This is a genomic window from Wolbachia endosymbiont of Drosophila pseudotakahashii (assembly GCF_026015925.1).
Classification (GTDB): Bacteria; Pseudomonadota; Alphaproteobacteria; order Rickettsiales; family Anaplasmataceae; genus Wolbachia; species Wolbachia pipientis.
This window is the reverse complement of sequence record NZ_CP110359.1, coordinates 338,798-365,178: the sequence shown is the minus strand read 5'-3', so window position 1 is coordinate 365,178 and position 26,381 is coordinate 338,798. Positions and strand designations below refer to the sequence as shown.

At 36.0% G+C, this 26,381-nt stretch carries 28 protein-coding genes, 1 tRNA gene and 4 pseudogenes; 14 read left to right on the top strand and 19 right to left on the bottom strand.

Features of this window, described 5'->3' with window-relative positions; all coding sequences use genetic code 11:
• Window positions 1-3 precede the first annotated feature (3 nt).
• From ONI09_RS01895 to mdh, 5 genes are read left to right on the top strand one after another with little or no spacing between them, the layout of a single operon-like run.
• Window positions 4-372, top strand: a complete 369-nt coding sequence (locus ONI09_RS01895) for an HIT domain-containing protein (RefSeq protein WP_015589394.1) — start codon at window positions 4-6, stop codon at window positions 370-372.
• Window positions 373-390: 18 nt separating this feature from the next.
• A complete protein-coding gene (locus ONI09_RS01890) occupies window positions 391-744 on the top strand; it encodes an NADH-quinone oxidoreductase subunit A (protein ID WP_006279576.1) in 354 nt (117 codons plus the stop codon).
• Between the two features lie 3 nt (window positions 745-747).
• Entirely contained in the window at window positions 748-1,254 is a 507-nt protein-coding gene (locus ONI09_RS01885; protein WP_006279574.1) for a NuoB/complex I 20 kDa subunit family protein, read from the top strand.
• A complete protein-coding gene (locus ONI09_RS01880; protein ID WP_265014245.1) occupies window positions 1,247-1,819 on the top strand; it encodes an NADH-quinone oxidoreductase subunit C in 573 nt (190 codons plus the stop codon). Before ONI09_RS01885 ends, ONI09_RS01880 begins: the two co-directional genes overlap by 8 nt.
• A gap of 3 nt (window positions 1,820-1,822) precedes the next feature.
• A complete protein-coding gene (gene mdh, locus ONI09_RS01875) occupies window positions 1,823-2,773 on the top strand; it encodes a malate dehydrogenase (protein WP_265014244.1) in 951 nt (316 codons plus the stop codon).
• Between the two features lie 27 nt (window positions 2,774-2,800).
• Here the strand turns inward: mdh and ONI09_RS01870 are convergent, their stop codons facing one another.
• The 3 genes from ONI09_RS01870 to ONI09_RS01860 are packed head-to-tail and all read right to left on the bottom strand — an operon-like array spanning window position 2,801 to window position 4,663.
• On the bottom strand, window positions 2,801-3,568 hold the full coding sequence (locus ONI09_RS01870) for a TatD family hydrolase (RefSeq protein ID WP_265014243.1): 768 nt from the start codon (window positions 3,566-3,568) through the stop codon (window positions 2,801-2,803).
• Window positions 3,565-4,011: an RNA pyrophosphohydrolase gene (locus ONI09_RS01865; RefSeq protein WP_007548581.1), complete on the bottom strand. Its 447-nt coding sequence runs from the start codon at window positions 4,009-4,011 to the stop codon at window positions 3,565-3,567. Before ONI09_RS01865 ends, ONI09_RS01870 begins: the two co-directional genes overlap by 4 nt.
• 34 nt (window positions 4,012-4,045) lie before the next feature.
• Entirely contained in the window at window positions 4,046-4,663 is a 618-nt protein-coding gene (locus ONI09_RS01860; protein ID WP_265014242.1) for an AAA family ATPase, read from the bottom strand.
• 179 nt (window positions 4,664-4,842) lie between these two features.
• On the opposite strand from ONI09_RS01860, the gene rsfS reads away from it, so the two are divergent.
• The 4 genes and pseudogenes from rsfS to ONI09_RS01840 all read left to right on the top strand — a co-directional run bounded on the left by rsfS (window position 4,843) and on the right by ONI09_RS01840 (window position 7,860).
• Complete coding sequence (rsfS, locus tag ONI09_RS01855) at window positions 4,843-5,160, top strand: ribosome silencing factor (protein ID WP_264707441.1); 318 nt, start codon at window positions 4,843-4,845, stop codon at window positions 5,158-5,160.
• Window positions 5,151-5,390: a hypothetical protein gene (locus ONI09_RS01850; RefSeq protein WP_265014240.1), complete on the top strand. Its 240-nt coding sequence runs from the start codon at window positions 5,151-5,153 to the stop codon at window positions 5,388-5,390. Before rsfS ends, ONI09_RS01850 begins: the two co-directional genes overlap by 10 nt.
• 1 nt (window position 5,391) lies before the next feature.
• Window positions 5,392-6,642, top strand: a complete 1,251-nt coding sequence (tyrS, locus tag ONI09_RS01845) for a tyrosine--tRNA ligase (RefSeq protein ID WP_265014239.1) — start codon at window positions 5,392-5,394, stop codon at window positions 6,640-6,642.
• Between the two features lie 395 nt (window positions 6,643-7,037).
• A pseudogene (locus ONI09_RS01840) lies at window positions 7,038-7,860 on the top strand (IS5 family transposase).
• 16 nt (window positions 7,861-7,876) lie between these two features.
• On the opposite strand, the pseudogene ONI09_RS01835 reads toward ONI09_RS01840, so the two are convergent.
• Window positions 7,877-8,424, bottom strand: a pseudogene (locus ONI09_RS01835) (DUF6444 domain-containing protein); the annotation flags it as partial.
• 497 nt (window positions 8,425-8,921) lie between these two features.
• Here ONI09_RS01835 and ONI09_RS01830 point away from each other — a divergent pair.
• The 3 genes from ONI09_RS01830 to lepB all read left to right on the top strand — a co-directional run bounded on the left by ONI09_RS01830 (window position 8,922) and on the right by lepB (window position 12,733).
• A complete protein-coding gene (locus ONI09_RS01830; RefSeq protein WP_265014238.1) occupies window positions 8,922-9,947 on the top strand; it encodes an extracellular solute-binding protein in 1,026 nt (341 codons plus the stop codon).
• A gap of 203 nt (window positions 9,948-10,150) precedes the next feature.
• Entirely contained in the window at window positions 10,151-11,038 is an 888-nt protein-coding gene (locus tag ONI09_RS01825) for an aspartate carbamoyltransferase catalytic subunit (RefSeq protein WP_006280416.1), read from the top strand.
• A gap of 948 nt (window positions 11,039-11,986) precedes the next feature.
• Window positions 11,987-12,733 carry a signal peptidase I gene (gene lepB, locus ONI09_RS01820; RefSeq protein WP_010962911.1) on the top strand — a complete coding sequence of 249 codons (747 nt, stop codon included), beginning with the start codon at window positions 11,987-11,989 and terminating at the stop codon, window positions 12,731-12,733.
• A gap of 7 nt (window positions 12,734-12,740) precedes the next feature.
• On the opposite strand, the gene hscA is transcribed toward lepB, so the two are convergent.
• From hscA to iscU, 4 genes are read right to left on the bottom strand one after another with little or no spacing between them, the layout of a single operon-like run.
• Entirely contained in the window at window positions 12,741-14,489 is a 1,749-nt protein-coding gene (gene hscA / locus ONI09_RS01815; protein WP_264707444.1) for a Fe-S protein assembly chaperone HscA, read from the bottom strand.
• Window positions 14,467-14,919, bottom strand: a complete 453-nt coding sequence (locus tag ONI09_RS01810; protein WP_264705220.1) for an iron-sulfur cluster co-chaperone HscB C-terminal domain-containing protein — start codon at window positions 14,917-14,919, stop codon at window positions 14,467-14,469. The genes hscA and ONI09_RS01810 overlap by 23 nt, the downstream gene beginning before the upstream one ends.
• Window positions 14,912-15,316 (bottom strand): HesB/IscA family protein, encoded by a 405-nt coding sequence (locus ONI09_RS01805; protein WP_264705221.1) that lies wholly within the window; start codon window positions 15,314-15,316, stop codon window positions 14,912-14,914. The genes ONI09_RS01810 and ONI09_RS01805 overlap by 8 nt, the downstream gene beginning before the upstream one ends.
• 5 nt (window positions 15,317-15,321) lie before the next feature.
• On the bottom strand, window positions 15,322-15,705 hold the full coding sequence (iscU, locus tag ONI09_RS01800) for a Fe-S cluster assembly scaffold IscU (RefSeq protein WP_007548853.1): 384 nt from the start codon (window positions 15,703-15,705) through the stop codon (window positions 15,322-15,324).
• A gap of 188 nt (window positions 15,706-15,893) precedes the next feature.
• Here iscU and ftsY point away from each other — a divergent pair, with 188 nt between their 5' ends.
• Window positions 15,894-16,805 (top strand): signal recognition particle-docking protein FtsY, encoded by a 912-nt coding sequence (ftsY, locus tag ONI09_RS01795; protein ID WP_264705222.1) that lies wholly within the window; start codon window positions 15,894-15,896, stop codon window positions 16,803-16,805.
• Here ftsY and radA read toward each other — a convergent pair.
• The 9 genes and pseudogenes from radA to trxA all read right to left on the bottom strand — a co-directional run bounded on the left by radA (window position 16,792) and on the right by trxA (window position 23,979).
• Complete coding sequence (radA, locus tag ONI09_RS01790) at window positions 16,792-18,135, bottom strand: DNA repair protein RadA (protein WP_265014237.1); 1,344 nt, start codon at window positions 18,133-18,135, stop codon at window positions 16,792-16,794. The genes ftsY and radA overlap by 14 nt on opposite strands.
• Before the next feature lie 832 nt (window positions 18,136-18,967).
• A pseudogene (locus ONI09_RS01785) lies at window positions 18,968-19,790 on the bottom strand (IS5 family transposase).
• Window positions 19,791-19,931: 141 nt separating this feature from the next.
• On the bottom strand, window positions 19,932-20,621 hold the full coding sequence (locus ONI09_RS01780; RefSeq protein ID WP_265014236.1) for a putative folate metabolism gamma-glutamate ligase: 690 nt from the start codon (window positions 20,619-20,621) through the stop codon (window positions 19,932-19,934).
• Between the two features lies 1 nt (window position 20,622).
• Complete coding sequence (locus ONI09_RS01775) at window positions 20,623-21,102, bottom strand: dihydrofolate reductase (protein ID WP_006279286.1); 480 nt, start codon at window positions 21,100-21,102, stop codon at window positions 20,623-20,625.
• Window positions 21,096-22,379 carry a dihydropteroate synthase gene (gene folP, locus ONI09_RS01770; RefSeq protein ID WP_265014235.1) on the bottom strand — a complete coding sequence of 428 codons (1,284 nt, stop codon included), beginning with the start codon at window positions 22,377-22,379 and terminating at the stop codon, window positions 21,096-21,098. The genes ONI09_RS01775 and folP overlap by 7 nt, the downstream gene beginning before the upstream one ends.
• Window positions 22,376-22,762, bottom strand: coding sequence for a dihydroneopterin aldolase (locus ONI09_RS01765; protein WP_007548841.1), 387 nt, complete (start codon window positions 22,760-22,762; stop codon window positions 22,376-22,378). The genes folP and ONI09_RS01765 overlap by 4 nt, the downstream gene beginning before the upstream one ends.
• A gap of 39 nt (window positions 22,763-22,801) precedes the next feature.
• Entirely contained in the window at window positions 22,802-23,458 is a 657-nt protein-coding gene (locus tag ONI09_RS01760; RefSeq protein WP_264707420.1) for a CADD family putative folate metabolism protein, read from the bottom strand.
• Between the two features lie 78 nt (window positions 23,459-23,536).
• Window positions 23,537-23,613: transfer RNA gene (locus ONI09_RS01755), tRNA-Ile, on the bottom strand.
• Between the two features lie 42 nt (window positions 23,614-23,655).
• Window positions 23,656-23,979, bottom strand: a complete 324-nt coding sequence (gene trxA / locus ONI09_RS01750) for a thioredoxin (protein WP_006279168.1) — start codon at window positions 23,977-23,979, stop codon at window positions 23,656-23,658.
• 308 nt (window positions 23,980-24,287) lie between these two features.
• On the opposite strand from trxA, the pseudogene ONI09_RS01745 reads away from it, so the two are divergent.
• Window positions 24,288-25,291: pseudogene (locus ONI09_RS01745) on the top strand (IS110 family RNA-guided transposase).
• Between the two features lie 23 nt (window positions 25,292-25,314).
• On the opposite strand, the gene ONI09_RS01740 reads toward ONI09_RS01745, so the two are convergent.
• Window positions 25,315-25,686 (bottom strand): phage tail protein, encoded by a 372-nt coding sequence (locus ONI09_RS01740; RefSeq protein WP_065095214.1) that lies wholly within the window; start codon window positions 25,684-25,686, stop codon window positions 25,315-25,317.
• Window positions 25,687-25,753: 67 nt separating this feature from the next.
• Entirely contained in the window at window positions 25,754-26,374 is a 621-nt protein-coding gene (locus tag ONI09_RS01735; RefSeq protein ID WP_265014234.1) for a ribonuclease D, read from the bottom strand.
• Between the last annotated feature and the right edge of the window lie 7 nt (window positions 26,375-26,381).

Sequence of the window (26,381 nt, the reverse complement as noted above, 5' to 3'; positions counted from 1 at the left end):
AATATGAGCAATGAAGTTTATGATAGCGATAACATCTTTGCTCAAATATTAAGAGGTGAGTTACCTTGTGAGAAGGTACATGAAAATGAAAATGTACTAGCTTTTCATGATAAGTACCCTGACGCACCAGTTCATATTTTAGTTATACCAAAAAATCAATATATTTCATATGATGATTTCATTCTAAAAGCTCCTGAAGAGGAAATAGCGGATTTCTTCAAAACTGTAAGAGAGATAGCACACAAATATAATCTAGAAAAAACAGGATATAGATTAGTCACTAACTACGGTGAAAATGGAGAGCAGGTTGTACCACACTTTCACGTGCATATTTTAGGTGGTAAAAAGTTAGGAAAGCATGTAAACTCATAGTGTTATATGTTTTGTTAAATGAGCGAATATTTAACCATAGTAATCTTTATCTGCGTATCAATTGTAGTATCTTTTGCTTTAGGTATATTGCCTATGTTTCTTGCAGTGAGTAAGCCAGATGGTGAAAAGCTTTCCACATATGAGTGTGGCTTCAATCCACTATCCAGTGCAAGAAAAAATTTTGACATTAAATTTTATCTAGTTTCAATATTATTTATAATATTTGACTTAGAAATTGCTTTTCTTTTTCCTTGGGCTGTTTCTTTATCTAAGATAAGCTATGGTGGATTTTGGTCTATGATGGTATTTCTTGCAATACTCACTATAGGTTTTATCTATGAATGGTGTAAAGGTGCATTAGAGTGGGAGTAGTTTATGACAAATCAAATTCTATCTAATGATGACTGGGGTCGTTATAAAAAAGAAGGGTTTCTTGTCACTAAATTTGGTGATTTAACAGATTATGTAATGAATTGGGCAAGGTCTGGTTCATTGTGGCCAATGACATTTGGTCTTGCATGTTGCGCAGTTGAGATGATGCATACTGCATCCAGCCGTTATGATCTTGATAGATATGGTATAATGTTTCGTGCAAGCCCACGTCAATCAGATGTGATGATTGTTGCTGGCACACTAACTAATAAAATGGCAGCAGCATTGCGCAAGGTTTATGATCAAATGGCAGACCCGAAGTATGTTATTTCCATGGGAAGTTGTGCAAATGGTGGTGGTTATTACCATTACTCTTATTCAGTAGTCCGAGGCTGTGATAGAATTGTGCCAGTTGACGTGTATGTCCCTGGATGCCCACCAACCGCTGAGGCGTTGCTATATGGAATGCTATGCCTACAAAACAAAATAAAACGGACTCGGAATGGATAAAACTGCAAAGTATATACAAAAAAAGACCAAATGCGAGTGCATTCAAAAAGATGATGGTATTATTGTAATATATTCAACTTTAGATGAAATTGAAAAGCACCTATTCTTTCTACGTGATGATGAAAAGTGTAGGTTTGAGCTATTAGTTGATATTTTTGGGGTTGACTATCCAAATAGAGAGAAGCGCTTCGAGCTAATATACAATCTGCTCAGCATTGTGCATAATATTAGAGTACACATAAAGCTTCAGTTATGTGAAAGCGACATGCCTCCAAGTGTAGCGAAGATATTTAGTACGGCTTTGTGGTTTGAGCGTGAAGTGTTTGATATGTATGGAATAGAGTTTTCTGATCACCCTGATTTGCGTAGGATTCTAACAGACTATGGATTCAAAGGTCATCCAATGTTAAAAGATTTCCCTCCCACTGGTTATGAGGAAGTAAGATATGATATAGAGACAAAAAAGGTTGTGTATAATCCTATAGATTTACCGCAAGATTTTCGTATGTTTGATAGCTTATCGCCTTGGGAAGGTAAAACCATAAAAGTAAATACAAAGGAGTAGAAAATGACAGTACAAAGAAAAAAAATATCTTTAATCGGTGCAGGAAATATCGGTGGAACTCTCACCCATATGATTGCACTAAGGGAACTCGGTGATGTTGTTTTACTTGATATTAGTGATGGAATACCACAAGGTAAAGCACTCGACATAGCAGAATCATCCCCTATTGATGGATTTAATGTCAATATTACTGGCACAAATAGGTATGAAGATATAAAAAACTCCGATGCAATTATAATAACCGCTGGCATCGCTAGAAAACCTGGAATGAGCAGGGATGACCTCCTGCAAACCAATGCTAAAGTAATGAAGGAGGTTGGCGAAAATATTAAAAAATATTCTCCAAACGCGTTTGTAATAGTGGTTACCAACCCTTTGGATGCCATGGTTTCAGTGGTGCATAAATTTTCAAACCTTCCAACTAATATGATTGTTGGCATGGCAGGAGTGCTTGATTCTTCCCGTTTTCGTTACTTTCTTGCAAGTGAGTTAAATATCTCAGTTAAAGATATATCTGCTTTTGTGCTTGGAGGACATGGCGACACTATGGTACCACTAATCAATTGTGCTTCAGTTGCTGGAATTCCACTTACTCAAATTATCGATATGGGTCTTATCACACAGAAAAAAGTCGATGAAATAGTTGAATGCACTCGCAATGGCGGTAAAGAAATAGTTGATCTGCTTAAGTCTGGATCTGCATACTACGCTCCTGCATCTTCAGCTATATGTATGTTAGAATCATATTTAAAAGATAAGAGGCGCATATTACCATGTGCTGCTTACCTTAATGGTGAATATGGTGTAGAAGATTTGTTTATTGGTGTTCCTGTAATTATTGGAAAAAACGGAATTGAAAAGATCCTAGAAGTTAAAATGAATGATAGTGAACAAGAAATGTTTAATAAGTCTGTAAACTCGGTGAGAGAGCTGGTGAAATCTTTAGGTTCATAAGCAAATTAATGGTTTTATAGAGCTTCTTTATAGCTCAAACAACCTAAAAAAGTTGCTTGTCGTTACCTTCGCTACTTGTTCTGGTGACTCATTCCACAACTCTGCCAAACAATCAACAACGTATTTCACCATTGCTGGTTCATTCTTTTTTCCCCTATAAGGCTCAGGTGATAGATATGGTGCATCAGTTTCGACTAAAACACGCTCGCGTGGTACATTTTGTGCAATTTCTCTGAGTAAGCTCGCATTTTTAAAAGTAATAATTCCAGAAAATGAAATATATAACCCCAAATCTATAGATTGATAAGCAAGTTCTTTAGAGGAAGCAAAGCAGTGCATTACTCCACTAAAAGCACCGGCTTTCATTTCTGACCTTAACATATCGATCATCTCATTATCAGCGCTTCTTGTGTGAATAATTAAAGGTAGTCCAGTTATTCTTGACGCTTCTATATGTAATGCAAAACTTTTTTTCTGATTGTCTTTGTTGTCAGATTTATAAAAATCTAACCCGGTTTCACCGATACTAATTACCTTTTGGTTCTTGGTAAATTCAACTAATTCATCAACATGTATACACTCACCGTTTTCTATAGCAACATCAAGCGGATGTATACCAACAGAGGAGTAGACCTGATCATAGGATGAAGAAATTTTTAATAACTTAGGAACATCGTCAATGCTTACGCATATGTTATGCAAAACCTTTACACCATTTTGCTCTGCCCTTGAAATTACTTTTGGTATTTCATCGTCAGAAAAATAAATCAAGTGGCAATGAGAATCTACTATCATGAGCTTATTGTTGAGGCTTTTATTATAGAAGAAAACTCTTCTATCACTGTTTTATAAACTTCTTTTTTAAATGATATAGCACTGGCTACTAAACTATCTATACCTTGCCAACGCCACTCTTTGAACTCTGGATGACCAGTATAATTAATATCAATGTCCTCATCCTCTCCGCAAAACTTCATTAAGAACCACCTTTGCTTTTGACCAGAATATTTTCCATTCCAGCATATTGGTATAACTTCTTCAGGCAAGTTATAGTATATCCAATCCTTGCTTTTAGTTATAACCTTTACTTTATTAGTACCAACCTCCTCTAGCAACTCACGTAACGCTGCTTGTTCCAGTTCCTCACCATCATCAACACCTCCTTGTGGCATCTGCCAGTAAGAATCGCTATCAAAGCGTTTTCCAATAAAGGCATGTCCTTGTCTGTTAAATAGCATTATGCCAACACAAGGACGGTACTTATCTTTCTGCTCAACCACGAGTACGCTCTGTTTTTAAATGATTTGTTACAGAAGTTTTAATTAATTTTCCATTTTTTTCTTTCTTCATCTCTTCAACAATTTTCTTTGCAACTTCCTTTGCACTCAAGTTCGAGTTATCAATTTCAAGCGAACCCTCAGGTACAAATAGCCTTTTCCCTTCAATTTTCTTTATAGCAAAATCCGGATCAGTAATTTTATTTTCCTGATATCTCTCTTCTGATTGGACACGTCTTACTAGTTTTTCATTATTACAATGTAATACTACAGAAAAAATTTCCATGTCCATTTTTTTACTTAAATTTACCACTGAGTTATATAATCTTTGGTCATAGGGATCACCCTCTATCAATTCATTTGTAAATATATAATGTTTTGATTTTACGTAGTGTTTTTCCAGTATTGCTAATACATTTTCCCTAACTGCAAAAATTTTTTCCCATAGGTCATCTGGAACTTCAGCGTTTTGTAATTTAACAATATCAAATATAATATTATTGAATAGATTATTGCTTACTATTACTGCACCAATGATTTTACACAGTTCCTTTGCAGTAGTAAACTTACCACTGCCTGGAAAGCCGATTAAGTAGATGAGAGTCTTGCCCATAATGAATACTAGTAAAAAGCTATTTTCAATTATATAAAAAGTATATACATTGTACATGCTAAAAACATGATGATAAAATAGATGCAGGTAATACCTTTAACAAGTAGTTGCATTGAAAATAGTTCATATTTAGAAATTTTGAGTATATAATTATAAATGAATCATATAACCTGTAAACAATGCTTAGCGATATGAAATCGATAAGAAGTACAATTGAAGAGATAATAGATCAAAATAAAGGTCATGATATAGTAATTTTTGATGTGCAGAATAAAACCGTTATTGCAAAATATATGATTATTGCATCTGGTGATTCAAGCCGTCACGTTAAAGCTTTAGCTGAGCACGTAATAAAAAGCCTCAAGCCACATGATAAAATAGATGTAGAAGGTATGGATGAAGGCAATTGGGTGGTTTTGAATTTTCAAGGCATAATGGTTCACATATTCAGGCCGGAAGTAAGGGAGTATTATAAAATAGAAGAGTTATGGAATTGATTATCCAGATAGCTGGTACACAATTGCACAAACGTTGTAATTTTGAAGGCAACTCCTGCACAGGTAGTGGTGTCATGAAAGTAGCTGACACTGGAATCCAGTTTTTCATGCAATTTCATCGAAAACGTTGTATAGTGTGCTTGTTTATAATTAAGTTCCAGTGTCTGGGCACTGGCTTCTCTATTAGGGTTACCTTCGGCATTAATGACAGGACAGACTGGGGTTTATAAAATGAAACACGCATCTGAATTTTTAAATTTCATCCAAGAAAGAGGGTACCTATACCAATGCACAAACATTGAAGGACTAGATCAATTATTATTGCAGAGCAATTATATAGTTGCATACATTGGGTTTGATTGCACAGCACCAAGTCTTCATGCTGGTCACCTAATTCAGATTATGATGCTCTGTCACCTACAAAAATTTGGTTATAAGCCGATAGTCTTACTTGGAGGTGGCACAACAAAAATTGGTGACCCATCCTTCAAAGATAAAGCAAGAAGCATCTTGCCTGTAGAGAACATCAATCAAAATACATCCAGTATAAGGAGAATATTAGAGAAAATGGTGTCTTTTAATGACAGCAAGACTGGTGCAATGATAGTAAATAACGCAGATTGGTTGGATAACATAAAATACATAGATTTTTTGCGTGATATAGGAGCTTATTTTTCTGTAAATCGTATGCTAAGTTTTGATAGTGTGAAAACCAGGCTGGATAGAGAGCAAACCTTAAGCTTTCTGGAATTTAATTACATGCTATTGCAAGCTTACGACTTTATTGAATTAAACAAAAAATATGATTGTCGTCTGCAGATTGGAGGGTCAGACCAGTGGGGAAATATAGTAAACGGAATTGAACTTGGAAAAAAGTTGAATTTACCTGAGCTATTTGGCCTTACCATGCCTCTTTTATTAAATGCACAAGGAAAAAAAATGGGCAAAACTGAAAGTGGAGCAGTGTGGCTTGATGATAATATGCTAAAGCCTTACGACTACTGGCAATATTTTCGCAACGTTGATGATCAAGATGTTGGACGTTTTTTAAGATTGCTCACTGATGTGCCAATTGATGAGATTAGAAAATTAGAGTCTTTAAAGGATCAAGAAATAAATGAAGCAAAAAAGGTCTTGGCAACAGAAGTGACAAAAATATGTCATGGTGACAAAGAAGCGGAACTTGCACAATTTGCTGCAATTTCTGCTTTTGAGAATGAAGATAGCTCACTACTTCCTGATTACATCATAAAAAAAGAACAAGTTGCAAGCGGCATACCCTTAGTAGACCTACTACATGACACCGGTTTTGAACCTTCAAAAGGCGCTGCAAAGCGTTTAATACAGGGCAACGGATGCAAGATTAATGATAATGTTGTAAACAATATTGATCATGTAATAAATTTCGAAAGCTTTAAAGATCAGCCATTTATAAAATTATCTGCAGGAAAGAAACGCCATGTAAAAGTTGTGGTAGATTAGGTCTCGAAGTAAGAAAACAAATTTTATACAAGTGAGAAATTAGATATGGAGCAAATTTTCAAAATTCGAGAATTATGTATAAAACAACTGGAAAGATAGTAGAAAGCGAAATTCTATTATATATAGCTAAAGTGGCTTAGGTTTACCTACAATTTGAAAAACAACAAATTCGTCATTCCGCTACTCATTAGCGGAATCTATACCGCGAATGAATCCATAACTGTACGGACATTGCAATTTGGGCCTACCAGGAGGGCAATGCCTCTTATCCAAGTACCCTCTTCTTGTCATCCCAGTGCTTGACACTGGGATCCAGGAATTTTATTAAGTTGGTAAGAGGTTGTCCACAAACCAAGGAATACGTAGTATATAAAGAAAGAATATTGAGGTAAGAGATGAGGAAAAAATATCCAACAGATTTAAGTAAAAGGGAATGGGCAAGAATAGAAAAACACTTCAGAGTATCGTACAAGAAAGGAGGAAGGCCACCAAAATACAGTAAGTGTGAGATAGTAAATGCAATTCTTTATATACTGCGCACAGGATGTCAATGGCGCTATTTACCACACGATTTTCCGCCGTGGAAGGCTGTGCATGAACAGTTTAGAAGATGGAAAAAGCAGGGAATTTTTGAGAAAATGAACTATGATATCACTAAATATAGTAGGTCAAAAATGGGAAGCCGAGCGCATGCATAGTGGACAGTCAATCGGTAAAAACCACGGAAAAAGGGAGGTCAAAGGTTATGATGGTGCGAAAAAGGTAAAGGGGAGAAAAAGACATATAATCACAGATACTCAAGGATTTGTGCTTGGTTGCTATGTAGGAGCTGCAAGCGAAAATGACAGAGATGGGGTGAAGATGGCATTGGACAATATGAAGCAAAAATACAGCAATATTAAGAAAATGTGGGCTGATATGGGATACCAAGGAAAAGATTTAAAGGATTACGTAAAGAGAGAATATGGGATAGATATTGAAATTGTCAAAAGGCCTCCATGTAGGTTTTGGGTGCATAAAGATACACCACTAGAACTATTGCCACAACGGGATCCTGGATTTTCAGTACAGCCGAGAAGGTGGGTGTTAGAGAGGACTTTTGCTTGGATCAATAGAAATAGAAGGCTATCAAAGGAGTACGATTTACTTACAACATCTACTGAAAGTTTCATATATCTGGCTATGAGTAAAGTTATGTTAAGTAGGGAATATGCTTGATTTACTGGTTTGTGGACAACCTCTGATATGCCGCCAACACTTATGTTCAAATTAAAAATGTCATTTATGATACTAGCCACTTCACGCTTTGAGTTTTTGTAAAATCCGCTGAGTGCTGCAATTATAGACTTAACCCTTGGACCAAATGTATCTGGCGTAACACCTTCTGGTAACTTGCTACTTTTTCTTTTTCTGCATCTCCAACAACGACCATGTTCCAATTACTACATAAGGCCTAATTTCCGGAAGATCAACTTTTTGGTGAACATAAGGTTTTTCGCATATTACAAGCTCTCCTCCGCATTCGCAAATATTAGGCAACTCTATTTTTACTACTTTATCCGCTTCCATTGTGGCATGAAAATTTCCTTTATGCCCAACCTGATCGCCAACATTCCTTTCGCTTTTTGGCTTGTCCTTTTTTATTTTGTATAGCTCTTTTGAGCTGGGCAGGGATGAGTTTTTTGAATTTAAACCGAGCCTTTCCTTTAATTCAGCGTTCTCTATCTTTAAAGCTTTATTTTCTGCTTTTAAGTTTTCTATCTCTGCTTTCAGTTTTTCTATTTTTTGCTGTAAATTTTTGCAAAGTTCTCAAAGGTTTACCACATTACCTCACTTTTGCTCTATGATTATCTTTATTATCTTGCTTTGTCTACCTTATTCTACCACTCCGCTGAACGGATACAATTTACTAAACAGAAAAAAAGGCAAAAGAAACCCTAGGGTAGCTAGTTACTCACTATCCATTTTTTAAGTTGGCGTTTTTTAATGTTTTAAATAGCGGATTTCAGCTTATATTAGGTAAAAACCTAGAAATTTTATAAAGACATAAGGTGCACATAGTGCAAAAAATTAAGCATGATTTACGCCAAATACATTAAGTTTTTTGTCATTAATCCACTGCAGAGATTGCGAAGATAAATAAATAGCTTCGGTGTTATAATAAGGGGGCTGGCGAAGCTTGTCAAGGAAGTTTTTATGATTTATCTAACGAACTTTACACTTGCTAAAGTTGTACCATCTTGGTAACTTTAACTGAAAGAAGTTATTTTTTATCCAATATGAAAAAAGCCTTTATATTCACATCCTTAATAGCAATTATATTGATAGTTATTACTTATTTATACAGAAACGACGGAACTAATGACTCACAAGTGGTAAATGTTTATTCATCGCGCAAAGAAGAATTAGTACGTACTTTGTTTGATGAATTCACGAAAAATACAGGTATTAAAGTACGTTACATCATTGATGATTATTCTCAGCTACTTTCACGAATGGAAAACGGTGGTGAAGCTGACTTATTTTTGACTGCTGATGCAATCAACTTAATTCTAGCAAAAAAAAGAGGACTTTTATCTCAAGTAGATTCAGAGGTTTTAAAAAGTGTTATACCTGCAAGATTTAGAGACAGTGAAGATTATTGGTTTGGTCTTACAAAAAGAGCTAGGATATTGGTTTACAATAAAGAGTCAGTAGACCCTAAGGACTTAAGTACTTATGAAGATTTAGCAAATGAAAAATGGAAAGGAAAAATATTAGTCCGTTCTTCTACAAGTCCATATAATAGATCGTTAATTGCTTTTATGATTGCAAATAATGGTTTTGAAAAGACGAAAGAATGGGTAAGCGGAATTGTGAGCAATATGGCAAGAAAACCAAGTGGTGGTGATACTGATCAAATTTACGCCGTAGCAGCGGGTGAGGGAGATGTTGCAATAGTAAACAGCTACTACTTTGCGAGAATTCTTTCATCAGAAAATAAAAAGAATGTTGCAGACAAGCTAGGGGCTTTTTTTCCTAATCGCAACGATCACGGTGTAATGGTAAACATCAGTGGTGCAGCAGTAACAAAAAACGCAAAAAACAGGGAAAATGCTATAGTCTTATTGGAATTTTTAGTAAGCAAGCAGGCTCAAGAGTTATACGCTAAAAAAAACCAAGAATATCCTATTGTTGAAGGCGTTGAAACTTCCGATATACTAAAATCTTGGGGAAATTATTCACAAAGTGATTTGCCTCTAAGTGAACTTGAGAAGCATCTTTTTAAGGCTGTTATGATAGCGGATGAGTGTAAGTGGAAGTAATCCCCAGCGCCACTAAACATTGGGATGAAAGATTTATGCTAATATACCTTACTCTTGACTCGCTGAACTTTTTCTTCCTTCTAACTTAATTTTGACTTTACTATCTTTTTCCGTTCTTTCACCAAAACAATTGCTGCACAAGAAGTCTATTGAAAAAAGGTAATAAGAAAGTAGAATAGGTTCAAGTAGTTGAAAAGGAAACTATGAACAAGAGAAGGAATTTGTTAAACATCTCAGACCTTACAGTCGATGATGTAGAAAATATAACTAAGTTGGCCAACCAGTACCTTAAAAAAGAAGTTGCAAATAGTCATATCTTGGAAAATAAGACAGTAATAAATTTATTCTTTGAAGATTCAACGCGTACACTTGCGTCTTTTGAAATAGCAGCAAAAAGCCTTGGAGCAAATGTTGTAACTTTGCCAATAAGATCTTCTTCTATTAACAAGGGAGAAGATCTAAAAGACATGATCAAAACATTAAATGCAATGAATCCTGATTACATAATAATCAGGCATAAAAGTAGTGGTATCATTAATACACTGGCAAAGTATGTTAACTGCTCGCTAATCAATGCAGGCGATGGAAGTAGTGAACATCCAACTCAAGCTCTTGCAGACTATCTTGTAATCAGCAATCACAAAAAGCAAATAAAGGACCTCAAAGTTGTGATATGTGGAGATATTCTGCACAGTAGAGTTGCAAGATCAAATATAAGATTGCTAAAAATGTTTGGAGCAGAGATAAACTTGGTCGCACCACCAACTTTGATTTGTAAGCATTTTCCTGAAGTAGATTCAGTCCATTATTCATTAATTGAAGGTATAAAGGATGCTGACGTAATTATGCTTTTGAGATTGCAGAAAGAGCGCATGAATAATAGTTCTTCAGAGAAAGAATATTTTTATTTGTATGGACTTGATTCACAAAAGCTATCATACGCAAAACCAGATGCGATTGTTATGCACCCAGGGCCAATAAACAGAGGGATTGAGATTAGCAGCGATGTAGCAGATTGTGTTATTTTACAGCAAGTAGAATTTGGATTGGCAATACGTAAGGCAGTGTTGCACTATTATAGGCCTTGCTAATATTAAAAGATGCTACACAACTAATGCAAAAAGGGGGGCATGAAATGACAAGGCTTGTAAATGGTTTGAGAATGGCCATTAAGATGTTAAGGCCGAGGATATGGTGTGGAAGTTTTTACGAAAGCCTGAAGTCAATCAACAACCTTGCAGAACGGCAAATTAGACGGCTATCGTAAAAACAGCTTTTTCACCTGGTCGGAACATGGAGAAAGATTTGTGGAAAGAATGTTGTCGGTATTTTTGACATCACGTCTCAATGGCCAAAATCCCTTCCAAAAGTTACGACTGCTTAGTTCTTTATTCATTCTCACAATCCGTGAACGGTTACAACCTGGATTCCAGTGGGCTTTGTTGCATCGCTAGCTATGATGGATTAAAGATAAAAAAGATAGGGAATATCAGTAGCTTATTATTCTGGTATTTATAACAAGAACGGTCAGTGAATACCTAAATTTGAGTAAAAGAAATTTCACTACCACTCACTAATCTGGCTAAAATTCAAGAATTTCAATGCTTTAGCTATTTTCAATAGAATTAAATTTATTAATATAAATAACAAATTACTATTCTTAAATTTGATCAGATTGATTGCAAAAAAACAAGATTTTCAATAGGTTGCTTATAATCCTAACTATAGTTAGCCTTTCATAAGTAGCGATGCAACAAAGCCATTCCAGTGTCAGCTACTTTCATAACACCATATTACCTTAACAAAAGCAAATGTTCGTACAGATGTGCATCAGCTACTTTCATCTGCCACCTGCAAATTGCAATGTTCGTACAGTTATGTGTCACGCTACTTGGATGACACCGTTGAAAGAAATGAACCGCCTTTTCAAAATTGTTTTGAATAGAGGAATAACATTCACAAGTAAAATTTCATATTACCATTTTTTAATTTATGTATTATAATAAGCTTAATCTATAAGAAAAACAAAGTTGGAAAAGTTGGAAGAACTAAGCAAAAACTGGGTGATAAGAACGGGAAGATTTTTATCTTCATTGTTTTTTTTACTGTTGATTGCGCTATCAATACGTAGTTTTTTATTCGAGCCATTTCATATACCTTCTGGTTCAATGAAAAGCACCCTACTTGAAGGGGATTACATTTTTACTAGTAAATATTCATACGGTTACAGTAAGCACTCCTTTCCATTTTCTCCAAACATTTTTAGCGGCAGGATTTTTTATACCCCTCCAAAGCGTGGCGACATAGTAGTTTTCAAACCCACAAGAAATGACAGCATCAGGTTTGTTAAGCGAGTAATAGGAACACCAGGTGACAAAGTGCAAATGATAGAGGGAGAATTATACCTAAATGATCAGAAAGTAGAGCGAAGGCAAATTGAAAGTTTTTTTGATTATGAGTCAAATCGTAACATACCAAGATATATAGAAACGCTTTTAAGTGGCAAGGAGCATGAGATTTTGGTAGATGACATTTCTAATAAGCTATCATATAACACTCCGGTTTATTATGTACCTAACGATCAATTTTTCGTTATGGGAGACAATAGAAATAATTCTTTAGATAGTAGGTTTCCTGAAGTTGGTTTTGTACCAATGGAAAATATCATTGGGCGTGTAAGCATAGTTGGTTTATCATTTAAATTAGGAAAGGTCGATTGGTTACCATTTAATTTCAGGTTACCTGTTGCTTTGAGATTAAATAGGGTATTGCACAAGGTTGTGTAAGCTTTTTCTACCTATTTGTTAATTCACACAACTCTAAAGAAGAATTTTCTAACTCGGCGATAGTGTTGTTAATTTCATTCAAGTCATTGCCTTGTAAAGCGTTTTTTGCATTTTGTAATAGGTTTTTCAACTTTTGATCAGTGGAAAGGTTATTATTGTTTTCAACCAAGTGTATGAGTTTATTTCCATTAATTTTAGCACCTGCAAGGGAACGAGCCTTCATATCTTCGTCAAAACTGTTTATTGACTGGTTAACCATATTTTGAACATCAGCTTCACTCAAGCCAAAACTTGAATTTACTTTAACTGTCTGCTCAATTCCAGTAGTTTTTTCTCTTGCAGTAACAGTCAAGATTCCGTCAACGTTAACTGTAAATTCTATTTCAACTCTTGCAGAACCTGCAGGCAGTGGCGGTATACCTTTTAGTTCAAACTGCGCTAGAGATTTGTTATCCTCTATCATTTCACGTTCTCCCTGACAAACATGAATTTTCATTGCTGTTTGCCCATCAATATAAGTTGTAAACTCTTTTGTTTCTGAAACTGGCAGTGGCGTATTTCTTGGTATGATTTTTTCAACTATGCCTCCCATAGTTTCTATGCCAAGTGATAGAGGTAAAACATCCAGGAGAATATTCCTATCTTTTGAGCTCGAAGTTAAATCATGAGCCTGCAGAGCTGCCCCAATGGCAACTGCTTTATCTGGATCCACGTCATTTAGTACTTTATTTCCAAAGAGTTTGACTAGTGAATTTTGAACCAATGGTGTTCTAGTTGCACCACCAACTAAAATTACTCCTTTTATATTATCAATTTTAAGATCTATGTTGCTTATAGTACGAGTGACTATATTGATAGTCTTATTGACCAAAGAACTGATTGCCTGCTCGAATTCTTCTCTGGTAATTTCGCACTCAAATGGCTTGCCGTTAACATTAAATTCAAAGATACCTATAGTGTGATTGCTTAGGTACTCTTTCACAGAGCGTGATTCGATAAGTAAGGAATTTAGTTGCTTAGCCGTCTTTTCTCTATACTTATCAATCACAATTGAACTCAGCAAATGATCAAAATCATCACCGCCGAGTTTGGTGTCACCACCAACCGCAAGGACTTGAAACACTCCTTGGTGCAATTTCAATATCGAAATATCGAACGTTCCGCCACCAAGGTCATAAACTGCATATATTCCACTGCTATTGTTCTTTTCAATGGAGTAAGAAAGCGCTGCAGCGGTTGGCTCGTTAACGAGGCGAAGAACTTCTATTCCAGCTAATTTTGCCGCATATTTGGTTGCGTTACGTGCTGAATCGTCAAAGTAAGCTGGCACAGTAATCACTGCTTTTTTTACTTTCATCTCTATAGACTCTTCTACCCTCTTGCATAAAGCTTTTAATATCTCAGCAGAAATCTCAACAGGAGTAAGATACTTCTCCTCTGCGCATTTTATTCTAATAACTTTTTCGCTTTCATGATCTATTTCAAAATTGACGCCTTCTTTATTTAATTCTTCAACACTTTTACCCATTAAACGCTTTATTGAGTAGATTGCATTTTGACCGACATCGTAGCCAGTTTTCAATGTATTATTTTCATATGAAAGAGCAGAAGGCAGTAGCTCTCTTCCTTGTTCATCTTTAAATATCTCCACATTGCCAGCTTTATTTACCATGGCAATTAAAGAATTGGTAGTACCAAGATCTATACCAAAAACTACTTCACTTGAATTTGGTTCAGAAATTTGAATTGGTTGCATTCTTTTTCACCTCCTCAAATGACTTATATAAATATTTCAATCTTAAGACCTGTGTAGCAGCTCCATCAAAATTCTTTACAGCAAAAGTGTTAATTAGGTTTTTAACGCAATCTTTTATTTTTTCATCAATCATCCTGCTTGCAAATTGTAGATCGTCGCAGTCTAGTAAGTACTCTCTTATTTCTATTGATTCATTTAATATTTCAGAATTCGGATGATCCTTTGCCACACCAAAAAGATTCAACAAATGCTCAGCACGTTTTAGCGGTGACTTTAGTATCTGATAAGCTCTGTTAATATTTTCCATGTTTTGGGACTGTCTTTCATTTATATCAGTCCTGCTTAGCTCGATATATTTTTTCTCTAACTCATCAAAACTGATATTGAAAGCTGGTTCGATTTCAAACAATGTAAAATAGTTGCTAGACATGAAAACTCTCTCCACAACCACATTTTCCTTTCTCATTAGGATTTTTGAAAACAAAACCCGATGAAAATTTTTCTTCTACATAATCCATTTCAGAGCCAAGAATAAACATGACGGACTTTGGATCGATCAACACTTTAACTTTTTGGCCATCACTACAGTTTTCCTCAATTATCGACTCTAAAGGACGAATATCATACGCATATTCAATGTCATATTTTAAACCAGAACATCCTTTTTGCTTAATTAGCACTCTTATTCCTATTGCTTCTTCAAGGTTAGTATGCTTTTTTTTGTCCAATAAATACCTTACCCTTTCCACTGCATTTGCAGTTATGGTGATAAGTTTTTTATTCTTTGTTACAGTTTCACCTCCGCCTACTTCTTGATATTCACTCATGCTTCTTAATTCTTTTGCTTACTTTGATAATCATGAATAGCAGCTTTTATAGCATCTTCAGCAAGTACCGAACAGTGTATCTTCACTGGAGGTAAAGACAACTCTTCCACTATTTGAGTATTCTTTATCTGTGTAACGTCACTGATGGTTCTTCCCTTTATCATCTCTGTTAACAAAGAACTTGAAGCAATGGCAGAACCGCAGCCAAAAGTTTTAAATTTTGCATCTTCAATAACACCTTTGTCATTGACCTTTATCTGCAGTTTCATTACATCACCGCACGATGGTGCACCAACTAGACCAGTGCCAACATTTGGATCATTTTTATCCAGAGAGCCAACATTCCTTGGATTTTCGTAATGATCTAATATTTTCTCATTATAACTCATAAAACTACCTGTGAACCACTACATTTATTATAACACATTTAAGTTAAAAACTAAAGTAAAATACACTAGTATCACGGGAATTTTACTTTCAGAATGCACGTAAAACGTCGTATTTAACTTTACAAATACACGTAGTGCGTGTCATTCTTTATATTGTAATTAAGTTTGAATTTTAAAAGGAGTATCCCTTGAGTTTGTTTAGTAACCTTTATAAAGGCTTGTTGAAAACTTCTTCTCGCTTTAGCGACGGGGTGAAAAGTATTTTTTCTGGCAAAAAAAAATTAGATCAGTCGCTTTTAGATGAGCTAGAAGAATTGCTAATTAGCATGGATATTGGTCATAAAACTTCTAAGTTGATTATCGATAGGCTCACAAGCATCAAGTTTGACAAGGAAGTTGAGTATAATATTATCACGCAGCAATTAGTGAATGAAATAGAAGCTATATTAAATCCAGTCGTGCAGCCGTTAGTTTTGGATAAAAAACCCCACATAATAATGGTATGCGGAGTAAACGGTAACGGTAAAACCACAACTATAGGTAAGCTCGCATATAAATATAAGGAGATGGGAAAGTCCGTTATGCTTGTTGCATGCGATACATTTAGAGCTGCTGCTAGTGAACAATTAAATATTTGGGCAGAACGCTCTGGTTGTTCTATCGTTACTGGAGAGTACGGTAGCGATTCTGCGAGTGTGGCATATAGAGCTGTAAGTCAAGCTATGAAAGATAGCGTTGATGTTGTTCTAATTGACACAGCAGGAAGGCTGCAAAATAATGTGAACCTTATGGAGGAATTATCAAAAATATATAGAACGATAAAGAAATTGGATGACACTGCCCCTCATGACGTTATTTTAGTTCTTGATGCAACTACCGGCCAAAATGCTTATAGCCAATTAGAAGCATTTAGCAAAATGGTTAATGTTACCGGGCTAATCGTAACAAAGTTAGATGGCACTGCTAAGGGCGGAGTGGTAATTGGACTTGCAGAAGCTTATAAGATAAAGTTACATGCTATAGGAATTGGCGAAAATATAGAGGACTTAAGGGAGTTTACTAGCAAAGAATTTGCTGAAGCGTTATTTAATTGTAATTAAAAATTTCTCTTAATTCCCTTACGTGACCAAGCTTAATTATCTCAATATCGTGAGAAGAGTAATTACCATTTTTAGGCATAATTGCTTTTTTGAATCCTAACTTTTGTGCTTCTTTTAGTCTGAGATCAGCATGCAAGACATTCCTAATTTCTCCTGAAAGTGCAACTTCACCGCAGATTATTGAAGAAGTTGGCAGCGGTAAATTTACTACACTTGAAATAAGGGAAGCAGCAACAGCAAGATCAGCCGATGGTTCCTGTATTTTGAGTCCCCCTGCAATGTTTAGGTATACCTCTTTATCATGCAAAAACATTTTGCAACGAGCATTTAGCACTGCGATGATCATAGCCAATCTATTAATATTCCACCCAACTACTGCCCTTCTTGGGGTTGCCATATTAGTCCCTGCTATTAATGCTTGCACTTCCATTAAAATTGGTCTTGAACCTTCAATTCCTGCAAATACGGCGCTGCCAACTACTTCTCTGTCATGGTCCATCAGAAACAATGATGATGGGTTATCAACAGGCACAAGTCCTGCTTCAGACATCTCAAAAACACCAATTTCATTTGCAGGGCCAAATCTATTTTTAATAGTACGTAAAATGCGGTATTGATTGCTATTTTCACCTTCAAAATATAATACCGTATCCACCATATGCTCCAAAGTTTTAGGTCCAGCTATTTGTCCATCCTTAGTTATATGACCAACTATTAAAAGAGAAATACCATATTGTTTCGCAAGAATGGTTAATTCATGTGCGCAAGTGCGGACCTGAGTTACAGTTTCTGGTGCTGATGTAATTCTGCTATCATACATTGTTTGTATAGAGTCAATTACTAAAAATTTAATAGTTTTATTTTCCTTTATTGTTGCTACTACATCAGTTAAAGACACTGTAGATAAAAGCTTAATTTTAGGTTCATTTATCTTAAGACGCTTTGCTCTGAGACTCACTTGCTCTAAAGATTCCTCGCCAGATACATAAAGACATTCAAAAGAGGAAAGTTGCACAACATTAGCTGCAATTCTAAGCAAAAGGGTGGATTTCCCAATTCCAGGTTCGCCACCAATTAAAATGCTAGCACCTTGAACGATACCCCCACCAAAAACTCTATCTAATTCTTCTATTCCTGTTAAAAAACGACTTGGAGTGATAATTTCGCTACCCGATAACGTCTTTATTAAAATTGGTGCAGATATACTTCTTTTGCCCGTTTTTACTGCTATTTCCTCAACAATTGTATCCCAATTGTCACATGCGATGCACTTCCCTACCCACCTACCAGTGCTGTGACCACAGGATTGACATACATATACAGTTTTCATCAAAGCCAAAATTATTTTGTTGTAATTGTAATAAAAATTAGCTGAATATGCGAAGTAAATCTATAGCTAACCCAAGAAAGGGTTCCCTATGTCATACCGCGATTCATTCGCGGTATCTCAAAGCATAGATCCCGCTAACACGTAGCGGGATGACGAGGTCATGCCACCGCGCGAACCGTCATACCGTCACGGTATCTCTAGATCCCGCTAACACGTAGGGGAATGACGAGGTCATGCCGCCGCAAACCGTCATACCGCCGCGGTATCTCTTAGCCGCTAACACGTAAGCGGGATGACGGTTGTCGTTTAGCTACAAACGTTAAGAAATTTACCAAATAAAAAAAAGGCAAAAGAAGCCCTGGGGTTATTATCCGCTTTAAAATATTGGCGTTTTTTATGTTTTAAACGCTTGACAAGCAAGATTAAGCTGCTTTTAATTGCAACTAACTTACGCTGCAAATGTTTAAGAAATTTACTAAGCAGAAAAAAAGACAAAGAATCCCCGAGTTAGCTAGTCTTTTACTATCTCTGTCGAATATTGGCATTTTTTGATGTCTTGTAACGCTTTATAAGCGCGTTCAGCTTATTTAGATAAAAATCTAGATGTAGATGAAGTTTTGTAAAGACATACAGTATCTATATACTGCAAAAAATTGAACATAAGACGCCGATACATTAAGTAATCCTTACCTTTTAATCTGCAGATTGGCGAAAGCAAATACAATAGCTTCAGTTTTATGATAAGGGGGCTGGCGAAGGGTGTCAAGCAAGTTTTTTGTTTCTATTCCCAATGTTATATGGTTATGTAAGAGGTTGTCCACAAACCAGTAAATCAAGCATATTCCCTACTTAACATAACTTTACTCATAGCCAGATATATGAAACTTTCAGTAGATGTTGTAAGTAAATCGTACTCCTTTGATAGCCTTCTATTTCTATTGATCCAAGCAAAAGTCCTCTCTAACACCCACCTTCTCGGCTGTACTGAAAATCCAGGATCCCGTTGTGGCAATAGTTCTAGTGGTGTATCTTTATGCACCCAAAACCTACATGGAGGCCTTTTGACAATTTCAATATCTATCCCATATTCTCTCTTTACGTAATCCTTTAAATCTTTTCCTTGGTATCCCATATCAGCCCACATTTTCTTAATATTGCTGTATTTTTGCTTCATATTGTCCAATGCCATCTTCACCCCATCTCTGTCATTTTCGCTTGCAGCTCCTACATAGCAACCAAGCACAAATCCTTGAGTATCTGTGATTATATGTCTTTTTCTCCCCTTTACCTTTTTCGCACCATCATAACCTTTGACCTCCCTTTTTCCGTGGTTTTTACCGATTGACTGTCCACTATGCATGCGCTCGGCTTCCCATTTTTGACCTACTATATTTAGTGATATCATAGTTCATTTTCTCAAAAATTCCCTGCTTTTTCCATCTTCTAAACTGTTCATGCACAGCCTTCCACGGCGGAAAATCGTGTGGTAAATAGCGCCATTGACATCCTGTGCGCAGTATATAAAGAATTGCATTTACTATCTCACACTTACTGTATTTTGGTGGCCTTCCTCCTTTCTTGTACGATACTCTGAAGTGTTTTTCTATTCTTGCCCATTCCCTTTTACTTAAATCTGTTGGATATTTTTTCCTCATCTCTTACCTCAATATTCTTTCTTTATATACTACGTATTCCTTGGTTTGTGGACAACCTCTAAGAAGTCTAATAGCAAATTTTTAAGTTCCTCTTTAACTCTTTAACCAGCGGGCTCGCATGAGGAGAGGAGAGTAAAGGTCCTATTCCATAGATATCTTCACACTTTTTTCTTCTTCTGTAGTTGGCGGATGAGTAAGAAAGTGAACCTTTGGTGCACCACTAATTATTGCCATCGGTGTTTGCTCTGCCCCTTCTCCCATCACTAAAACAGCAGATGTTGCCAGTGCATCAAGAAGATTGACTTGTGTTACTTGCAGTGGTTGATTATAAAGATCTGGCTTGCCTATATAGGAATAAAGTGGTTCAAATCCACACAAACCAAGAGCAACGCCCGTAACCCCAAGGCGCATAGGTGTTATGTTACTATCTGTAATCAAAATACCAAGATGTTTTATGCAGTGTTTTGTCTTGAGATAGTTCCATATTGATAGAGCTGTTTTCTGAACATCCTTTGGGTATAAAATATACATTTCATTACCATTTGATTCATCAATACCAGCAGATGGAATTAAGATATTGTCTTTGATTGTTAAATAGATGCCGTAAGAATTATGGTCTACATCAACAATTGCATCAGCTTCTCTTTTGATTAGCTCTTCTTTAGAACAAGCAGTTTTGCAAACTACTTGTTTTTGACAAATAGAAATGATTTCTGATGTGATAGCAAGAACAACTTCCTCTCTTAGCAACTCTGAAACATAGCGATCAAGAACCTGCTCTAATACTTCTCCACATTCAATGCGGTGGGTATAAATTGCTTCAACATGCATATTAACGTGTCAGCTTGCATATAGTATAATCTTTTGTTTGAGCAAGAGCGGTTTTATACCATCCATCAAGAAGTGTTAAGTTGAAATATACATCACCTTTATAAAGTCTGTGAATTTCTGTTATGATAAACTCTGAAATTAGATCATACTCCAAAAAAAGGTGCGCTATTTGTGCTCCACCAATCATGAAGACTTTAGAACTACTTTGGATTGACAAAAACTCTTGCATAGAAGAAATAATAGTGCATTTTACTCCTCTGTTAAAACAAGAATTTAATTTGTTACGAGAAAAAACAACAGGGATACGATCCTTCAATATGTTTTGAGGCATAGTTTCAAATGTTTTTCTTCCCATAACAATAACTTGTTTGTCAGTCACCTGACGAAAATGATCTAACTCACTTGGATAATGCCAGGGCAATCCATTATTTATTCCAATTACCCCCTTGGGATCAACAGCCATAATTCCGATAACTAGCATCCCTGTAAAGCAGCTTGAGCTACAAAGAATCGCATGTGATCACGCACATTATGCACTCGAAGGAAATCAACCTTGTTGTGCAATGCAGATGCTAAAGCAATTGTTTCTAAATCTCGGTTAAAGACAGGTTCTGTAGAAAAAGAAGAAATAAATGACTTTCTAGAATGACCAACCAGAACTTTGCAGCCAAAATTTTGTAACGTTTCTATACTGCGTAAAATCTGGATATTCTGGTACATAGATTTGCCAAAACCAATACCAGGATCAATAATGATCGAGCTTTGATCAAAACCTAGAGCTAGTAATCTATTAATGTTCCTTTCTGCCCAATTACTTATGGTATCAATTGGATCAATGTCACTTGGGATAATGTTGTCACTATGTGGTGGTATGGAGAGTGAATGCATAATAACGATACTATATCCACTGCTAGCAATCGCTTTTAAGGTATTATCATCTAGATCTCCCTTCTGATCGTTTACCCAGGCAATGTTGTAGTGCTCCAAAACATTCAAAATAACATCTGGCCAGAAACTATCAATGCTGACTTTAATGTCACCAACTTTCATATATTGATTAAGGTCATCAAGCACTGGTTTTAAGCGTGCATATTCTGCTTTTGGAGTTTGTATTGAGGAGCCAGGTCTTGTTGATTGAGCACCAAGTTCAACTATGCTTGCACCATCTGATAACAGCCGCAGTGCCTGCTTGGTTGCTTGATCTGCATCATAATAAAGACCACCATCTGAAAATGAATCAGGAGTAATATTGACAATACCTATAAGCTCTGGTGAAAGCGTAAAACTCCTTAAAAAGCAATCCTTAATGTTAGGGTTAACAGTACCAAACGTTTTGTTAACTACTGCCATGGGACTCAGCATTGCCATCAAGTGAAGCAAAAATGGTCTGTTTATCAATTCTGGGTGAGGAATCTTAAGGTAGGGTGTATCAAGTGTCAGGTCATCCCATAACAAAATATCCAAATCAATAACGCGAGGTGCCCATTTTTCATAGACCTGCAGACGGCCAATGTCACATTCAATTTGTTTAAGGCCCTTTAACAGCTCTTCAGGAGAAGAAGAGCAACTTCCATACACAACCATATTTAGAAATGGCCTGTCCCACCCAGGTGGAGCATCATTTGGTAAAATAGCCTTAGTTTCCAGAATAATTGAAGATTTTAAATTTTTAAAATAGCGTTCCTGCAGTAACTGAGCAGCCTTTTGTAAATGGGAAAAGCGATTCCCCATATTTGAGCCAATAGAAATGTAAATCATTCTTGCAACGCATTACGATAAGTAAAGAAAACACCTCCATGCACACTGGGGACAGGTGGTGCAACTTTGTGAATAGTTACGCCTATAGAAGAAATAATAAGCTTTTTTTGCATCACAAGGTTATTAATGGTCCTGTATATATCATGAGTTAAATGCTCGATTAAGTTGAATTGCTTGCTTTGAACGAGAGATTGAATACTCTGAACTACCTCCAAGTAGCATATAGTATCCTCAAGCCGGTCAGTTGTAAGTCCTAAAGGGGGGGATTTAAAGGTAAAATCAATATTAACACTAACTAATTGAGAATGATACTTCTCTTCTGCACTATAGCCTAAATGAACCCAAAGCCGTAAGTCAGATATAAGAAGATTACATGCAGACATTGCATTCCAACATCACTGAGTTTAAGCTACTTACAACTACTAACACACGCTAGCATTCATCATTCCATCAAGAAAACCCCACAAGAGCCTTGCTCCCTTTTGAGCACCCTGCATAACTTTATCTTGCTCTTTTTCATCTAGATCTTCAATAAGATTTGCACATTCCTCAGAATGCCATTCATCAGCATGCATATGGACCGTAAAAAATTGAAGAGAACGCTCATCACTTATTGAATAGTGTTTTTTTAAACCTTCAATTTTAGACTTGGAAACCTCTGGAGTTTGACGTTCGTAAGCGTACAAGGCTCCAAGACCTGCTGCAAAACCTGATCTTACAATGTCAAAGTAACCATCAATTAATTCTTGTGTCTCCTTAATCTGTGCACTTTCACGAAGATCAGATCGCGCAACGCCAAGCCCTTCAGCAAAACGTTTCCATAACTCTGGATGATTTTCATCACCTTGTTCCTCTTCTATTAAATTACCAAGTAAAACCTGTCGCATTTTTAGATCTGGGCACAGAAAATGTATACCACTGATGTAACGAGGAAACGCAGCAACGTGGTGATAATATTCTTTAGCATAGGTTTGTAAAGCTTGCAAGCTTAAGCTTCCTGTATTCCATGATTGGTAGAATGGATGATTTAGTAAGTGCAATTCATCTAACTTGTTATTTAGAGACTTAGTAAATTTCATTATTTCCTCCATTATATCAACATATAGTTCATATACTACAGCTTTCTCATTGTTACGATCATGCTAAGATCAATACAATGGTGGGATTGGTAGGACTCGAACCTACGACCAATTCGTTATGAGCGAACTGCTCTAACCGACTGAGCTACAATCCCTTTTATCAATATTTATAATACACACAAAAGCAAATTTGTCTATTAGCTTATTTCACTATCAACCCAACTTGACAAATCATTTGTTGCACCAATTTTGCGTGCAATTTCCTTACCATCTTGAAATATGATTAAAGTGGGTATAGATTGCACTCCATACTTACTTGGCACTTCAGTCCCTTCATCTATGTCGAATTTGCAGATCTTAATCTTGCCTTTTCTGTCTTTAGCCAATTGTTCGATACGTGGCATTAGACTTTTACATGGCCCACACCATTCTGCCCAAAAGTCTATCAGAACAAACCCTTTATAGTCAGTGACTTCAGATTTGAAATTTTGATCATTTACCGATGTAATATCATCACTCATAAAATACCTAAATTTTTGTAAAATATAGCGTATCTATTAGCAGTTAATCAACTAAATTCTTACCGCAGAGCTTGAAAAATTGCCCTTGTATCTTGTCAAAAGCATCTAATGTTTTAAGCTTATGCATTAGATGGAGAAGGGAAGAACTTTGTAAATTGCCCTAGATACAAAATCTGTGTTTTAGAAAAGAGCTCCCTTCTCAAAAGTAGAGGCTGGACGGTATCGTAGAAAGACCTAAATGGTTCTAATTCTGTATTCACAAGGTTAGCCTTACTTTTCATTTTAAATGGTAACGTATGAGGTTATATATGATCAACAACTTTTTAGGTATAGACATATCAAAAGATCGCTTTGATATTTTTCTCTCATTTATAAGTAAAAAAGGAAAACGTGAAACTAGGAAAAGGAGCTTTAAGAACGATGATCATGGGTTTCAAGGTCTGCTGAGCTTTCTACAAAAACATAATATAGAACAAGCAAAAGCCTGCATGGAAGCTACTGGTTGTTATAGTGAAGCTCTGGCTGAATTTCTACACAATGCTGGACATTTTGTTAGTGTTGTAAATCCTTATTGTATTAAGTCTTATGCAAGGAGTAAGCTTGTACGACAAAAGAATGACCAGATTGATGCAGAGATTATTGCCAAAGACAGGAACCAACTCGCTGGACACCACCTTCTTCTGAAAAGAAAAAATTAAAGCATCTTTATCGTTGCTCAGCTGCATTAAAAGATGGATTAACATTCGTAAATAATCATTTAGAAAAGAAGGAGAGACTGCCTGAAGAAGTTGCAAATGCTTGGGAAAACCTTGCAGTGAACATAGAACAATCAATAGAAACAATAAAAAACTCCATACGTGAACTATTAAAACAGCACAAAGAGTTGTTGGAAAACTTTCAACTCTTATTGACTATTCCAGGAATAGGAGAGGAATCAGCAATAGCTATTTTAGCTGAAATTCCTGACATAAAAGCTTTTATAAATGCCAGACAATTGGCAGCATATGCTGGAACTATACCACGAAATATAACATCAGGATCATCTGTATATGCCAAGCCCAGATTAAGTAAATCAGGTTCACGAACATTGCGTAAAGCAATATATTTTCCCGCTATAGTAGCTAAAAATCACAACCCTATTATTGTGATTTATTGCGAGAGGTTAAAAGAGAAAGGCAAGCATAATATGGCAATTGTGGGAGCTGCAATGCGTAGGTTACTTCATGTAGTTTTTGGTGTTTTAAGTTCAAAAAAGGCCTTTGATCCAGATCATATCAAGAACTATAGAACTAGGAGGTTGACTGAAGTTTAAAATCAAAAATTGAATGTAGTTGGTTAGTGAATATGTGTACCACTATAACTCTTTAAACTTAAACTAAATTCAACTTTTTTCGGCAGCCCACCAGGAAAAAAAGATATCTGTCTTTCCTCTAATTGTGTAATCACAAACTGTCCTAAAAAATTACCTAAACTATCTACTAAAGTGTGTGGGATCTGATCTTTTTCAGCTTCTTTCATATTCTTTAGTTGATTTAGCCCCTTAAGACTATTAAGGTAAATGGTTATTTCTAGCTCTATATTTTCTACTCCTTGTCCTATGTTTTGAAGTGACGGCATTACATCAATACATTCAATTACGCTCCAGCGATTCTTTTTGTTATACTTTAAACTTGTTGGAACAAACTTATATGGACCAAAAGATAACATTTTTATATTTTTCTCGTTGACTTACAAGACGGTATCTAAAGTGTTTTGCATAAACAAAAAACTTCTATTACATCTGGTGGTTAAAGATATCCACGTTTTCCCAACCCATTAAGTCTAACTCAATACGAGTAGGAAGAAATTCAAAGCACTTTTGGGCCAATTCTTTTCTATTTTCACGTTCCAGCATTAAGTCTAGCTTTTCCTTTATCCTGTGGAGATACAAAACATCAGATGTAGCATAACTTTTTTGTTTGTCTGTTAAATTTTCATTTCCCCAATCAGAAGATTGCTGCTGCTTATTTAGTTTGGTATCAAGCAGCTCTAAGCATAACTCTTTTAAGCTATGATTATCTGTGTAAGTGCGAACTAAACGTGAAGCTATCTTTGTGCAATAGCACGGAAGTGCCCAAGTTTCCAAGTAATAACGTATTATGCTCACATCAAATCGCGCGAAGTGAAATATTTTAGTTATATTTTTATCCTCTAATGTTTTTCTCAAATTTGGCGCTGTATAATCGTTCTTGAGTTGAACTAAGTGAGCGTTGCCATCATTAAAAGAGAGCTGCACAAGGCATAATCTATCTCTGCTATGAAGTAGCCCCATTGCCTCGGTATCAACAGCTATAGACCTTATATCATCTGGTATTGAACTAGCTGGCAAGTCGTCTTTATATAAAAATATTCCCATAAAATTA

Bases quoted from the DNA above. Each gene is read 5' to 3' on its own strand.
- ONI09_RS01870 (WP_265014243.1), bottom strand. From the start codon at position 3,568: ATGATAGTAGATTCTCATTGCCACTTGATTTATTTTTCTGACGATGAA.
- ONI09_RS01860 (WP_265014242.1), bottom strand. From the start codon at position 4,663: ATGGGCAAGACTCTCATCTACTTAATCGGCTTTCCAGGCAGTGGTAAG.
- ONI09_RS01740 (WP_065095214.1), bottom strand. From the start codon at position 25,686: ATGTTATCTTTTGGTCCATATAAGTTTGTTCCAACAAGTTTAAAGTAT.
- radA (WP_265014237.1), bottom strand. From the start codon at position 18,135: ATGAAAACTGTATATGTATGTCAATCCTGTGGTCACAGCACTGGTAGG.
- hscA (WP_264707444.1), bottom strand. From the start codon at position 14,489: ATGCAACCAATTCAAATTTCTGAACCAAATTCAAGTGAAGTAGTTTTT.
- ONI09_RS01765 (WP_007548841.1), bottom strand. From the start codon at position 22,762: ATGTCTGCATGTAATCTTCTTATATCTGACTTACGGCTTTGGGTTCAT.
- ONI09_RS01885 (WP_006279574.1), top strand. From the start codon at position 748: ATGACAAATCAAATTCTATCTAATGATGACTGGGGTCGTTATAAAAAA.
- rsfS (WP_264707441.1), top strand. From the start codon at position 4,843: ATGCTTAGCGATATGAAATCGATAAGAAGTACAATTGAAGAGATAATA.
- mdh (WP_265014244.1), top strand. From the start codon at position 1,823: ATGACAGTACAAAGAAAAAAAATATCTTTAATCGGTGCAGGAAATATC.
- ONI09_RS01780 (WP_265014236.1), bottom strand. From the start codon at position 20,621: ATGCATGTTGAAGCAATTTATACCCACCGCATTGAATGTGGAGAAGTA.
- ONI09_RS01880 (WP_265014245.1), top strand. From the start codon at position 1,247: ATGGATAAAACTGCAAAGTATATACAAAAAAAGACCAAATGCGAGTGC.
- ONI09_RS01895 (WP_015589394.1), top strand. From the start codon at position 4: ATGAGCAATGAAGTTTATGATAGCGATAACATCTTTGCTCAAATATTA.
- tyrS (WP_265014239.1), top strand. From the start codon at position 5,392: ATGAAACACGCATCTGAATTTTTAAATTTCATCCAAGAAAGAGGGTAC.
- ONI09_RS01865 (WP_007548581.1), bottom strand. From the start codon at position 4,011: ATGCTATTTAACAGACAAGGACATGCCTTTATTGGAAAACGCTTTGAT.
- ONI09_RS01825 (WP_006280416.1), top strand. From the start codon at position 10,151: ATGAACAAGAGAAGGAATTTGTTAAACATCTCAGACCTTACAGTCGAT.
- ONI09_RS01850 (WP_265014240.1), top strand. From the start codon at position 5,151: ATGGAATTGATTATCCAGATAGCTGGTACACAATTGCACAAACGTTGT.
- ONI09_RS01760 (WP_264707420.1), bottom strand. From the start codon at position 23,458: ATGAAATTTACTAAGTCTCTAAATAACAAGTTAGATGAATTGCACTTA.
- ONI09_RS01830 (WP_265014238.1), top strand. From the start codon at position 8,922: ATGAAAAAAGCCTTTATATTCACATCCTTAATAGCAATTATATTGATA.
- ONI09_RS01735 (WP_265014234.1), bottom strand. From the start codon at position 26,374: ATGGGAATATTTTTATATAAAGACGACTTGCCAGCTAGTTCAATACCA.
- ONI09_RS01775 (WP_006279286.1), bottom strand. From the start codon at position 21,102: ATGCTAGTTATCGGAATTATGGCTGTTGATCCCAAGGGGGTAATTGGA.
- ONI09_RS01810 (WP_264705220.1), bottom strand. From the start codon at position 14,919: ATGTCTAGCAACTATTTTACATTGTTTGAAATCGAACCAGCTTTCAAT.
- iscU (WP_007548853.1), bottom strand. From the start codon at position 15,705: ATGAGTTATAATGAGAAAATATTAGATCATTACGAAAATCCAAGGAAT.
- folP (WP_265014235.1), bottom strand. From the start codon at position 22,379: ATGATTTACATTTCTATTGGCTCAAATATGGGGAATCGCTTTTCCCAT.
- trxA (WP_006279168.1), bottom strand. From the start codon at position 23,979: ATGAGTGATGATATTACATCGGTAAATGATCAAAATTTCAAATCTGAA.
- ONI09_RS01805 (WP_264705221.1), bottom strand. From the start codon at position 15,316: ATGAGTGAATATCAAGAAGTAGGCGGAGGTGAAACTGTAACAAAGAAT.
- ONI09_RS01890 (WP_006279576.1), top strand. From the start codon at position 391: ATGAGCGAATATTTAACCATAGTAATCTTTATCTGCGTATCAATTGTA.